Raw genomic sequence first — 12,702 nt, forward strand, 5'->3', positions numbered from 1 at the left:
AGGACGGGTCAACCCGGGCCCGCGGGAGCGGACGATGCAAGCCCCGAGCACGAGCCCGGTGCCGACTCCCCGGCGACCGCGGAGCCCGGCGGCGACGAGCAGCCCCCCGAGGACACCGAATCCCCCTTCATCCTCTACAAGATGGAGGAGGAGTACACGACTGCGCTGTTCAGTCTGATGCGCTGGGTCCATCATCTGTTGCTGCCGGTCTACGGCCGGGAGACCACCTCCAACGCTCCCTGGTGCCCACGCTGGTGGGAACACATGGAGGCCGTCGCCCAGCTCTACGGCCTCTGGATGGCCTGGCAGGAGCTGACCGGGTCCAGGGCACCGCTGACGGGGCCGGCATCGTGGCACCGCGACTACCTCCAGCCGGTGATGTCCTCCCTGCGCGACCCTTCCGGCCCGTTCGCCGGGTGCAAGCCGGGCGGTCACCGGCCAAAGGAACCGCCGCCCGTCGAGTCCGGGATGGAGTGACAGCGATGGCGACCCGCTGGGTCCCCGAGGGGGCTTGACAACCCCGGACCCTGAAGGACCGGGATTCAGCGCCACATCTCTCGGCACGTCAGCTGCCCGGCCCAACCTCGGGTGTCCACGCGCGTCAATGTGTCGGCCTCGGCTCGGTCTCCGCCGAATCGCAGGTGGACCGGCTCACTTTGCTCACATCTCGAACATGGAGGGCGACGAAGATGCCTCCGCTTCACTTGCCAGGCACGCTGCGCGGAAAGCCAGCCCCGGAGGCCGGTATGGAGGGTACGGCTGCTCGCATTGCGGAAATCGACGCCCTGCGCGGCTTCGCTCTGCTCGGTATCTGCTTGGTCAACGCCCAGGTCATCGCGGGCGTGGACGTCTTGCCCACAGGTCCCGTCGCTGTCGGTGACCACTTTGCCGCATGGCTCGTCACGGCCCTGTGCACGATGAAGTTCTATCTGCTCTACTCCTTTCTCTTCGGATACAGCTTCACCCTGCAGATGCGTGCTGCCGACAGGGATGGAGTGCCCTTCGCCCGGCGTCACGGGCGTCGACTCCTTGGACTGTTCCTCATAGGCGCAGCGCACGCGGTGCTGCTGTATCCCGGCGACATCCTGACGACCTACGCTGTGCTCGGGCTGGTGTTGATGGCTGTACGACGTCTGCGGGCGCGAACTGCGCTGCGTATCGCCGGTCTAATCATCGCCTTTCTGACGGCAGTCTTTCTGGTGATCGGCGTGCTGACGCTGGTCCTGACGGGGCCGGGCTCGGGTGCTGCTACTGATGTTGCCGCAAGCGATGCCGCAGCGTATCGGGGTGGACTGCTTGACATCATCCGTGCCAACGTCGGTGCTTATCGACAGATGGTCGGCGGAGCCATTCTCTACTCGGGTCATCTCTTCGCCGCCTTCCTGGTCGGCTTCGCAGCCGGAAAACACCGAGTTCTCGAGGAACCGGCCCGATACACCCTGTGGGCGAAGCCCATACTGGGACTCGGTGCGCTGATCGGGCTTCCGGGAAGCATGTTCATGGCGATGTGTGAGAACGGTCCGCTGGACGCCCGCTTCGCTTACGTCGGGAGGGCCTTTGGCATCCTGACAGCTCCTGTGCTGACCGCTGCATACGTCTGTGGCCTCCTTCTGCTGATGGGGCGTTCACGGTTCGGCAGGCGGCTGCGGGAAGCGCTGGCTCCGGCGGGACGTATGGCGCTGACAAACTATCTGCTTCAGTCCCTGGTCCTCGCGTTCGTCTTCACCGGTTACGGGTTCGCACTGTACGGACGCGTCGGCCCCGGCGTCCTGGCACTGGGGTGCCTTGGCCTCTACGTAACACAGCTCCTGGCCGCCAGACATGCCATGGCACACGCCCGGTACGGTCCCGCAGAGTTGCTCCTGCGGCGCATCACCGGGACGTCCACCGTGCGTTGCTGAGTGTTCGTCAATTGACAGTGACTGGCCATGGATCGGTCGGTGATCTGGTCCTCGACTGAGTGACGCTTCGATTGTCCTTGGCTGGAATCGTCGGCCAGCCAGGCGATGTCGCAAGGCGCGTGGCCGGTCAGGCGTCCGTGACTTCACAGGAGACGGCCGTTCAACTGCGGATGACGCCTCATGGGGTCCTGCTGGCCCAAATATGGAGCCGCTTGTTCAGATGCGGCAGTACCGCCGCAAACTTCGTATTGCCCGAACCGCCCCGGCGTGGCCCGGCCCGTGCCGGACCACGCCGGGGCGAGGTCTTCAATTCCGCGCGCAGGGCCGCTATCTCGGCCTCCAGCTCTTCTCCCTCGCTCACCGGGACCGTCCTTCGTGATCAGGCTCGTGCCGCTCTGATCGCGGCGGGCCCGCTCGGCCGCACCCAGTTGCGCAGCGTCTCCCGGCTGATCCCCAGGTCCTTGCCGATGCCCTTGAAGGTGGTGGGTGGGGTCCGACAGGTACAACGCGGCAGCGTCCGCCGTGAACTCGGGCGAGTAGAACTTCATCACCATGAGGGATCCCTCCTCCCCGGCCCCTGGCGGGGCCGGGGAGGAGGTGTCCACCTCTCGGGGACAGGCCCCCAACCACGCCGGCATGGGCGACACCCACGTGCTGCTTGCCGTCATCGCGGAGACGAAGCCTTTCTGGCAGCTGATGGTCCTGCTCGCGCGTTCGCGACACTCCGGCCGGAAGAGCTGGCCGAGCTGCGAGGCGAGGACGGCGAGCTGGACGAAGGCACGATACGGATCACATAGGCGCCGACCGAGCTGACTACCGGTCACCGGCGATCCGAGCTTCCTCACGGGCAGACGACTGGTGATTCTTCCCGGGTTCGTGCTCACCGACTTACGGCGGCATGTCGAGTGGTTCGTCTAGGAAGGAGCCGGAAGGATGCGTAGCGCATGAGCCCCACCAGGCACTGACCGATGGTTTTCGTCAGCTCCGGGGCTTCGGCTCATCGGAGCGAGCTGCGAACGGAACTGCTGCCCGCCGCGCGGAAGCTGGTGGCAGCGTGGCCGAAGAGCCGTTCCCTTCCGGCCCGGCGAGGTGCGCCGGGCCGGGAAGCTCCGGCAGTATCCGGAGGAGGTACCAGCTCCTGCCGACCTGCCCCGGCGCAGGGTCGTGGCGCGTCCGACTCCGCCGCGCCTGCGCGGGACGCCGGCCTACTTGGTGGCGCGGCCGATGTCGAGCCGGTCGCGGACCACGGAGATGGCGAGCACGAGGGCGGCGGCCAGCAGCGACAGCAACACCTGTTCGCGGCCTTCGGGGTCGGTGAGCATGTAGACCAGCACGCACGAGATCATCGCGATGGTCGCCCAGGTCAGATACGGGAACAGCCACATCCGTACGACGAGCCTGCCCGGGGGCTCCTTCAGGATGATCCGGCGCATCCGCAGCTGGGTGAAGCAGATCACCAGCCATACGAACAGGGCCACCGCGCCGGAGGAGTTCAGCAGGAACGAGAAGACGGTGTCTGGCCACTTGTAGTTGAAGAACACAGCGACAAAGCCGAAGATCACCGATCCCAGGATCGCGGCCTGCGGTACGCCGCGGCTGTTCGTGCGGGCGAAGGCCTTCGGCGCGTCACCGCGCTCGCCGAGCGAGAAGGCCATCCGGGAGGCGGTGTACAGGCCGGAGTTCAGGCACGACAGCACAGCCGTGAGCACGATGACGTTCATGATCTGGCCGGCGTGCGGGATGCCGATCGAGTCGAGCGCGGCGACGTAGGAGCCGTTCTTGATGATCGACTTGTCGTTCCACGGCAGCAGGCTGACTACGACGAAGATCGAGCCCAGATAGAAGATGGCGATCCGCCAGATCACGCTGTTGGTGGCCTTGGTGACCGCGCGCTGCGGGTCCTCGGACTCACCGGCGGCCAGGGTGACGATCTCGCTGCCCATGAAGGAGAAGACGACCATCAGCACACCGGTGAGTACGGCGCCGGGGCCATTGGGCAGGAAGCCGCCGTGTGAGGTGAGGTTGGCCAGCCCGGCCGTGTGGCTGTCCGAGCCGGGCAGAACGCCGAATACCGCGAGCCCGCCGACCAGGATGAACGCGGCGATGGCGACGACCTTGATGCCGGCGAACCAGAACTCGAACTCGCCGTAGGAGCCGACCGAGGCCAGGTTCGTCGCGGTCAGCACGACCATCACGATCAGTGCCCAGGCCCACTGTGGCACGGCGGGAACCCATCCCTCCAGGATCTTGGCACCCGCGGTGGCCTCGACCGCGAGCACCACGACCCAGAAGAACCAGTACAGCCAGCCGATGGAGAAGCCGGCCCAGCGGCCGAGGGCCCGGTCCGCGTACGAGGAGAAGGAGCCGGAGGTCGGATTGGCCGCGGCCATCTCGCCCAGCATCCGCATCACAAGGACGACCATCGCGCCCACGAGGGCGTACGACAGCAGGATGCCCGGGCCGGCGGCGGCGATACCGGAGCCGGAGCCCACGAACAGTCCGGCACCGATGACACCACCGATGGCGATCATGGACAGGTGGCGATTCTTGAGTCCGGCCTTGAGCCCGTCCGGGGAGGAGGTTTGCGCGAGGCCGCTCGGCGACTGCTGTGGGGTGGTGGTGGTCGGTTGCGTGCTCATGAATTCCTCAGCGATCGAAGGAGTTTGGGGCATGTTCGGAGCAGGTTGATCCACGGGGAACAGGGCGCGCGAAGGCGCCACGCGTTGTTGGGGCAGAGGGCAGCCGCGCGCTCACACGAGGTCTGCGGGCGCGCTGATCGTGGTTCTGCCGCGATTCCGGCCGGTAAGGACGGGCACGGTGTTGGCGTCCTGGATACAGGGAACGCTGCACGGCGCGGTGCGGGCGAGGCGCACCGTGGGGCCCTGTGGGGCAGACGTGCAACGGAATTCCGCACGGTTCCAGCGATTGAGATCGTCCAGCTCAACAGCCAGCTCGATGGCCTGGACGTCCCACCAGGGACGAGAGAGTAGGGGATGGATTCGGATTCGTACACCCCGCGTTTCGGTGAACGCCACCTTCGCCGTTGTGCAAAACAGGCAAGACCGCCTTGGTGCCTGGCTAGACCCACGTCCTCAGCGTGGTTGGTCGATCCGCCGGACTGCCCAGTGCCTGGCGGTGGTTGAGCATATGTATGAACCCAGGCCACTGCGAGCGTGGCATCTGTCCATGGTGCGGGGGAGAGGGCGCTTCTATCTTCGGCATACGCGAGACTCCGCTGGGCGACCCCCGGCGATCCTCGTCGGCCAGGTTGGCCCTCTTCGAGGGCTGGCGAGACCTGGCTCTCGTGTTGCTCTTGGCGTCCTGAGCACGCGAGCCTCCGGTGGCCGGGGGAACTGTCATCGCGACAGGTGGGCGGCTGCTTGTGCTCCTCCCTCTGCCCTATCAGGCGGATTGCCTGGGCGCTCGATACTTGCTCCGTCGGCGGCACGCAGGCCGCACCGTGTTTCCCGGGCGTGCCTCTCGGGGGGTGAGGACGACCGTCAACACCGTCCGGGGCACGGGCTCCAGTCGAGCGCGGCGGCGCAGACTGAAGTCGTGGCGGATCTTCCGCAGAGCCCGGTGCAGCCGAATCGAATGTCATCAATCGCAGTCGTCCTCACCCTGGAGCGCCAACGCTGAAAGGCTCAACTCGCTCACCACGCTGCTTCGCTGGGACTGACAAGGAGGGCACCGTCCGTCTCCTGGCGAGGCCCGGAGTTCACGCCTACCGCCCAAGCCGAACCAAAGGGTCATGTTCGGCAAGCGGATGGTTTCTCACTCGACCTGCGCAATTTCGAGTCCTTTGAGGGTCGGCATGGCCCCGGATCGACACGGGGGTGGGAGAGGGCGTCGGGGGGAGCCGCGAGCGGACTGTCGATCGATTGAGGAAACCGCAGCTACGGACACAACGTATACGTAGAGCAGATAGTTCAGTGTGAATTCAATCTCATTTTTGATTTGACGCTCGAATGCGCCTCGCTCTACCGTCGGCGTCATCAAACGACGCCTCCGGCAGGAGACTGTCGAGGGCTCCCTCTGAAAGTGGGGCTGACATGAACTGCACCACGGCTACGGCGATTGCGGAGCAGATCCTTGCTGGCCACCTGGACGTCGACATTCCCGAGCTTGCCGGTCAGGTCGACTACACGGTGTCCAATGAAGAGGGGGGCGGCTATGGCAGCGGTATGTATTGCTGAGCGGATCTGACCAGGACTGTCGAGCGTGTCCCTAATTCCCAGACTGGCACGCTCGCGAAGCGGGGGCCGTGGGTGCAAGGAGCAAGGGCGGATCATTTTCCCGCCGCCGCAATGCTCCGGTGCTCACGGCTCCAGGTCTCATATCCGGAGGTTTTGTGAGTCATGGTAGTCATCGACGTCACCCGGGCCTACGAGGACCTGCTGTCCCGGGAAGAGGAGATCACGGCAGCGGTACGAACGTCCGTTTGCCTGCTCGGCGACGATCATCCCGTGCTCGCAGACGCTGTGGCGCGGCTTCTTCACAGCGACCGCAGCAAGGCCAGCGTCTCCCGGCTGCTGCCATTTCCCGTGCTGGGCGCACTTGGCGGCGACCCCGACCGTGCACTTCCACTGGCCGTCGCTTCCCGGATCTGGTGGACGGGAGCGGAGGTCTTCGACGATCTGGCGGATGGCCAGTACAACGCCGCTTCGACCGGGCTGTCAACAGCCCAGGCGAGCATCGCCAGTGCGGCGTGCCTCGCCCTTGTCCCTCTGACGGTGCTCGACCAGTACGCACTTCCCCCTCATCTCAGATCGAGCTGGGGGCGGGAGTGCGTTGACAGCTCGCTGCATGCCGCCGAAGGTCAGCTGGCCGATGTCTCCGCCGAATCCGGTTTCCCCTCATGGGCCACGGTGATGAGGACGTACGCCGGCAAGTCCGGGGCACCGTATGCCAGGGATGCGGTGATGGCCGCCCAACTGGCCGGTGCAGGCGAGGAGCTGCTGCGCGGGTGGCGGGCCTTTGGCAGACTCTTCGGCGTAGTGCGCCAACTGGCCAACGACCGGGCCGCGGAGTCGGCCGAGACCGACGAGGATCTGATCAACGGTACGCCCACCCTGCTGCTCGCCCATGCCGCTGAGTCGGCGGCCGGAACCGCCGAATGGGATACGTTGACGTCGCTTCGGGTGCGGGCACGGCACGATCCGGCGGCGCGAGTGGCCTTCGGTGAATGGCTCAACACACCGGACGTATCGGTCACGTACAACCAGCGCATTCGCTCGGTGCACCGGCACATGTGCCTGCTGCTTGAAAAGCTGGCTCCCCCCTCTGAGGACAGAGACCTGATCCGATGGATGCTCGAGGCGTCGGCCAAGGCATCGCGACTGGGCGCAACGGAGGACACGGCGTGATTCCGGACAGTCGTGTTCAGGAGCTGCGCCGCATGGCGGCGGCCATGGGGCCAGATATGTCGATGTCGGCGAGCATGCTCACCCGGCTCACCGACGACATCGTGGCACGCGGCCCCATCGGCCAACTGATCAGCAACCATCCGGACGCGTGCGAGCCCTTGTTCGGCCTGAGGGCCCTGGCGGGCGTGCGCTGGCTTGTGCTCACAGGGCGCGCCCCGCATCTGGCAGCGCATCTGCAGCACCTCACACCCAACCTCGGCAACTCCGTGTACATCGAACGCACATGGACGTTGTTTCGGCAGGCCCTGTTGACTCACCCGGCCGAGATCCTGGCGGCCATGGACCGACCGGTTCAGCAGCACCAGCCGCAACGCGCCGGGGCTCTCCTGCGAGGGCTCGGCATGCTGAGGGCGCCCCGGATCAGGCTGCTCGAACTCGGTGCGTGCGCCGGCCTCAACCTTCTGCTCGACCGTTACCGCTGGTTCGGTCCCGGTTGGGAGTGGGGAGATGCGAACTCACCGGTCAGATTGACGACGACCGGACCGGCGCCAGGAGATTTCGGGATCGTGGACCGCGCCGGGTGCGACCTGGTACCCCGCAATGCGGCGGATCCGCAGGACGCGACGATACTGCGCTCGTTCCTACCGCATGAGCGTGACGTCGAGCAGATGGATCTCGATGACGCCATCGCGCTCGCGTCCCGGACCGGGCTGCGCATCGACAAGGCAGACGCCATCGACTGGCTCGTTGCGAAACTCTCGGCCGCAAACGACGAACCGGGCCTTCTCACGGTGGTGTGGCACAGCCTGTTCTGGTCGTACCTTCCGCCGGACAAGCAGGCGGCAATCAACAGGATCCTCGCCATGACATCACGCCGTATACAGCTGGCCAGAGTGGCATTTGAGCCCGACAGCTGGTCGGGAGCGCCGCGGCTTCAAGTGCACGTCTACTCATGACACATCACGACTTCGGCAACCGTCACCGTCCCAGGAAGGCGCTAGTGGCTCATGAGTGCGCCGAATATCCCGCTGCATCTGCGCAGGAACCGCTTCGCTCTTACCGATGAACTCGCACGGCTGCGCGCCCATGAGCCCGTCACCCACGTCACTTTGCCGTCCGGAGCCACGGCATGGCTGGTCACCCGGTACGAACACGTGCGCCACGTACTGCAGGACCCCGTGCGCTTCGGCAACGACGGCCGAGCGGTGCCGGATCCCGCCAGCTGCTGTGCCGAAAGGGCCCCGGCCAACCCCCAGGCAAGGCACGGAAATCTCACCGTCTACGACCCACCTGAGCACCGAAGGCTGCGTCGCATGATCGCCGCAGGCTTCACCGCTCGGCGGGTCCAGAGGCTGCGTCCACGCATCGAGAGCATCGTCTCGGCCGCTCTGGACGAAATGGAACGGGCCGGACCCCCTGCCGATCTCGTACAGTGCTTCGCGCTGCCCATCCCGTCCATGGTGATCTGCGAACTGCTCGGGGTGCCTTACGCGGACCGCGCAGAATTCCAGCAGCGCAGCGTCATACGTTTCGACGGTACCCGTGACATGCGCACACGCATGGCCGCGGAAGCGGCCTCCCTGAAGTACATGGCCGGCCTCGTCGCCCGCAAACGCGCCGACCCTGACGAGGCGCTGCTCGGCACGCTCGTACGTGAGCACGGTGAAGAAGTGGACGACGGTGAACTTGTCGGCATAGGAGATCTGCTGTTGCTCGGCGGACACGAGACGACCGCCAACATGCTGGCTCTGGGGAGTCTGTTCCTGCTCGAGAACCCCGAGCACGCCGAAGCCGCACGCGACGGCGAGCACATCGACGAAATGGTCGAGGAACTGCTGCGCTATCTCTCCGTTGTCCAAAGCGGCGTACCCCGGGTCGCGCGGGAGGACGTGACCCTTGCGGGGCAGCACATAAGGCGCGGCGAACGGCTGCTGTGCTCCCTGCCGTCCGCCAACCACGACGACGCTCTGACACCAGAGGCGGAACGCTTCGACGCCACGCGGACCACCGGGCATCTTGCCTTCGGTCATGGAATTCATTACTGCATCGGAGCACCGCTGGCCCGCTTGGAAATGCGGCTCGCTTACCCAGCGCTCCTTCGCCGTTTCCCCGGCCTGGGACTCGCCGTGGCGTCCGACGAGGTCGCCTTCCGTCCTTCGTCGGTCTTCTACGGCCTGCGAGAGCTTCCCGTCACATGGTGAGCGCGTTCCGTCTCACCCGCCCGCTGGCCCAGGGTGTGGGTCCAGGTTGAGAGGCACGTAAGAAATGACAGTTCTGAACCCGGAATCCACAGTGGGACGGCTCATCAGGGCCCTTCTGCGCCAGCGTGGACCCTTCACCGCGGATCAGCTCCACGTCACGGCCGGCAGGCCGACCATGGCAGGATCGCCCGCCGCCTTCAGCCAGTTGGAGAACGACCAGTTCATCCGCCCCGGCCACACCATCGCGCAGTCGTATCAGGTCTACTCAGCGACCCCGAAGGGACTGGCATGGGCTCGTGTGCTGGAAGACCTCGTCGCCACTCCGCAGGGGTTCGTGAAGAGTCCCGACCACCCGTGTGGCAGGCTCTTGCTCGCCGCATTCCAGCGGACGCAAGGGCAGTTCACCGCAGAGGATCTTGAGCTGGCCTTGGGGCTTGCTGCAGGCAGCCTTCGGGAGCCCCTGAGGACAGGTGTTGTCTTCTTCGCCCCGGCCAGCACATCCGCAGCTGCTCCCACTTACTTGCTGACAAATAAGGGCCTGCGGAACGCCGCGGTGCTCGACCGTGCGTGGCGCGAGATGCGCACGATGCTCACCTTCCCGCATGCCGTCCACGACACCACACCCGCAGTCGCCATGTCAGCGGCCTCCCTGAAACCACCCCAACCCCTGCCAGAGTCAACGCCATCGGCCTCTGGCAGCAACGAGCCGCTGATCAAAGCTCGAGGCCTTGCACGGCAGTTCCGGAAGCGAGGACGCAACGGCACAACGATGCAGGCTGTCCGGGGCGTCGACATCACCGTCCGGCGTGGTGAGCTGGTGGGTTTTCTCGGACCGAACGGTGCGGGCAAGACAACCACTCTGCGCATGCTGACAACCCTGCTACGGCCGACCGCCGGCAAAGCCGTCGTCGCCGGATGCGATCTTCTGAACAACCCGCGGGGGGTACGCCGACGGATCGGCTACGTGGCCCAGGGGAGTGGCTGCTCACCGGAGAGTACGGTCGAGGAAGAGCTGCGGATACAGGGCCGACTGCATGGCCTGTCCAAGTCCAACGCCATCGAACGCGGTGCTGAACTCGTTGGGCAACTCGACCTCCTGGGGCTGGAGCGAAGACAGACCCGAACCCTGTCCGGCGGCCAGCGTCGACGACTCGACATCGCGCTGGGCCTGGTGCAGATGCCTGAACTCGTCTTCCTGGATGAACCGACCACAGGGCTGGATCCGCAGAGCCGGGCGCACCTGTGGGAACGCATCCGCCGACTACGAGCCGAGCAAGGCGTGACCGCCTTCCTGACCACCCACTATCTGGACGAAGCCGATGCCCTTTGCGACCGGATCCTCATCATGGACAACGGGCGAATCATCGCCGAAGGAACACCAGACACTCTCAAAGCCAGAGTATCCGGTGACGTGCTGGAACTTCGCTCAACGCACATCGCAGCCGCAGCCGAGATCGCGGGTCGTCTGGAGGGGGCCCGCGACGTATCCGCCGCAGACGGACTTGTCCGCCTACGGGTACCCCGCGGCGACATCGCCCTACCGGTCCTGTTGCGGGCACTGGACACCGCACAAATAGCGGCCACGTCCATCCAGGTCAACCGGCCGAGCCTGGACGACGTATTCCTCGCACTCACCGGCCGCAGTCTACGCGAGGGCCAACGCACCGGAACCCCGAGAGTTTCTGCAGGAGGACCTCGTCAATGCGAGACATCTGGCTGATCTTCTGCCGCGAGCTGAGCCACCGCATCCGCCAACCGGTATGGGTGATCATGGGCCTCATCCAGCCGGTGTTGTACATGTTCTTCTTCGGTCCGCTGGTCCAGAAGTTTGTCGACCACACCCCCGGGTTCCCACCCGGGGGCATTTGGACCATCTTCGCACCGGCCCTGATGGTCCAGATGGTCATCATCGGTAGCACTTTCGTCGGCGTGAACCTGCTCGTGGAATACAGGGCAGGCGTGCTTGAACGGTTCCGCGTGACACCGGCCAGCCCCGTGGCACTCCTCCTGGGCAAAGTGCTCACCGTGGCCACCACCGTGCTTGTCCAGTCGTGCCTGATCGTCCTCGTGTGCCACCTGGCGTTCGGGCTCAACCCATCCCTCGCGGGCATGAGCCTGTGCCTGCTCATCGTCGGCCTCCTGTCCATGTCGCTCGCCTCCTGCTCCTACGCGATCGCGCTGCGTGTCAAGAACGAGGAAGGTGTACAGGCGCTGCTCAACGCCCTCGTGCTGCCGGTGTTCCTCCTGTCCGGAACCCTGCTGCCGATCACCGCGGAGTTGGCGCCCGGATGGCTGTGGAACCTGTCCCGGATAAACCCGGTGGCGTATGTCATGGATGCTAGCCGGGCAAGCTTCCGTGGCGACTTCACCGCGGTCGCACTGCCCTCCGGCCTGATCGCGCTCGCCGTCATGACCACGATCTCTCTGTGGTGGGGGATATGGGCGTTTTCGAGGGAGAACAATTGACGCCACTTGCGCGGCTCGCTCGGGCATTGATCAGGGTGGCTTCAAGTTCCCGGTAGGAGCGGGCTGTCGGTGATGCCCCAGATCCAGAGGGCGTGTTCGGGTGCGTCTGATCACGGCGATGTAGTGGGCTTTCTTCTCCTGCACCAGCCGGCTCACCTGGTCCTTGACGCTGTGCAGGGCATCGAAGGTGACCACGGTGCCGGCCAGGTCGAGTGGTTGAAGCAGCGGGCGGAAGGCGCCGGTCTCGTTGGTCTTGGCCCCCACCTCCCGCTGGGCAGGGGTGATGGTGGGGGCGTGGGTGACGGCGGACAGCAGGTGCCGGTAGCACTGGGTTCGGTGTGCGGAGCCGGACAGTGCCTTGCCATCCACCGCGGCGCCGGGCCGGTGGTGCCGGCGTCGGTGTGGTCGTGTCCAGCGCATCGTCGTGAGGGTTTCGCTGTGCGCGTCCGGTGCTACCGATATGGGCGGCGGCCTCGGCATCGATGAGTTCCTGCAGGATTCACTGGGCCAGGGCACGGACCAACTCGATTCCGTCCGCCGTACACAGTGAGCCTTTTCCAACCTCAGTTTGAGCCGGTGAGGTGGAGGGTGAGGACGGCTTGGACGAGGCTGGTGATGCGGGTGGTCGAGCAGCGGAGCTTGCGCAGGAGCCGCCAGGTCTTGAGTGCGGCGCCGGCGGGTTCGACCAGGGCTCGGATCTTGGCCTGCGAGCGGTTCACGGCCTGCCGGCCCTCGGACAAGTTCTCCCACCGGCCTCGGTACGGCACG

Annotated in this window: 10 protein-coding genes and 2 pseudogenes; 8 read left to right on the forward strand and 4 right to left on the reverse strand. The window is 65.7% G+C overall.

Features of this window, described 5'->3' with window-relative positions; translation table 11 throughout:
• The first annotated feature begins 141 nt into the window (after positions 1 to 141).
• A complete protein-coding gene (locus AB0I54_RS42090) occupies positions 142 to 477 on the forward strand; it encodes a DUF4913 domain-containing protein (RefSeq protein ID WP_363301664.1) in 336 nt (111 codons plus the stop codon).
• Between the two features lie 269 nt (positions 478 to 746).
• A complete protein-coding gene (locus tag AB0I54_RS42095) occupies positions 747 to 1,901 on the forward strand; it encodes a DUF418 domain-containing protein (protein WP_363301651.1) in 1,155 nt (384 codons plus the stop codon).
• 418 nt (positions 1,902 to 2,319) lie between these two features.
• Here AB0I54_RS42095 and AB0I54_RS42100 read toward each other — a convergent pair.
• Positions 2,320 to 2,455: pseudogene (locus AB0I54_RS42100) on the reverse strand (transposase); the annotation flags it as partial.
• Positions 2,456 to 3,106: 651 nt separating this feature from the next.
• Positions 3,107 to 4,540, reverse strand: a complete 1,434-nt coding sequence (locus AB0I54_RS42105) for an amino acid permease (RefSeq protein ID WP_363301652.1) — start codon at positions 4,538 to 4,540, stop codon at positions 3,107 to 3,109.
• A gap of 1,413 nt (positions 4,541 to 5,953) precedes the next feature.
• Between AB0I54_RS42105 and AB0I54_RS42110 the strand changes: the two genes are divergently transcribed.
• The 6 genes from AB0I54_RS42110 to AB0I54_RS42135 all read left to right on the forward strand — a co-directional run bounded on the left by AB0I54_RS42110 (position 5,954) and on the right by AB0I54_RS42135 (position 11,934).
• Positions 5,954 to 6,097 (forward strand): hypothetical protein, encoded by a 144-nt coding sequence (locus AB0I54_RS42110; protein WP_363301653.1) that lies wholly within the window; start codon positions 5,954 to 5,956, stop codon positions 6,095 to 6,097.
• Between the two features lie 162 nt (positions 6,098 to 6,259).
• Complete coding sequence (locus AB0I54_RS42115) at positions 6,260 to 7,267, forward strand: polyprenyl synthase (protein ID WP_363301654.1); 1,008 nt, start codon at positions 6,260 to 6,262, stop codon at positions 7,265 to 7,267.
• A complete protein-coding gene (locus AB0I54_RS42120) occupies positions 7,264 to 8,223 on the forward strand; it encodes a DUF2332 domain-containing protein (protein WP_363301655.1) in 960 nt (319 codons plus the stop codon). The genes AB0I54_RS42115 and AB0I54_RS42120 overlap by 4 nt, the downstream gene beginning before the upstream one ends.
• A gap of 357 nt (positions 8,224 to 8,580) precedes the next feature.
• Positions 8,581 to 9,468, forward strand: coding sequence for a cytochrome P450 (locus AB0I54_RS42125; RefSeq protein ID WP_363301656.1), 888 nt, complete (start codon positions 8,581 to 8,583; stop codon positions 9,466 to 9,468).
• A 64-nt stretch (positions 9,469 to 9,532) separates the two neighbouring features.
• Positions 9,533 to 11,188 (forward strand): ATP-binding cassette domain-containing protein, encoded by a 1,656-nt coding sequence (locus AB0I54_RS42130; protein WP_363301657.1) that lies wholly within the window; start codon positions 9,533 to 9,535, stop codon positions 11,186 to 11,188.
• The gene (locus AB0I54_RS42135) at positions 11,170 to 11,934 is read left to right on the forward strand and encodes an ABC transporter permease (RefSeq protein WP_363301658.1); all 765 of its coding nucleotides are present in this window, start codon (positions 11,170 to 11,172) and stop codon (positions 11,932 to 11,934) included. The genes AB0I54_RS42130 and AB0I54_RS42135 overlap by 19 nt, the downstream gene beginning before the upstream one ends.
• A gap of 30 nt (positions 11,935 to 11,964) precedes the next feature.
• Here AB0I54_RS42135 and AB0I54_RS42140 read toward each other — a convergent pair whose 3' ends face one another.
• Positions 11,965 to 12,354 (reverse strand): hypothetical protein, encoded by a 390-nt coding sequence (locus tag AB0I54_RS42140; protein ID WP_363301659.1) that lies wholly within the window; start codon positions 12,352 to 12,354, stop codon positions 11,965 to 11,967.
• A 143-nt stretch (positions 12,355 to 12,497) separates the two neighbouring features.
• A pseudogene (locus AB0I54_RS42145) lies at positions 12,498 to 12,702 on the reverse strand (IS5/IS1182 family transposase); the annotation flags it as partial.

It is taken from the genome of Streptomyces sp. NPDC050625 (genome assembly GCF_040654755.1).
GTDB lineage: Bacteria > Actinomycetota > Actinomycetes > Streptomycetales > Streptomycetaceae > Streptomyces.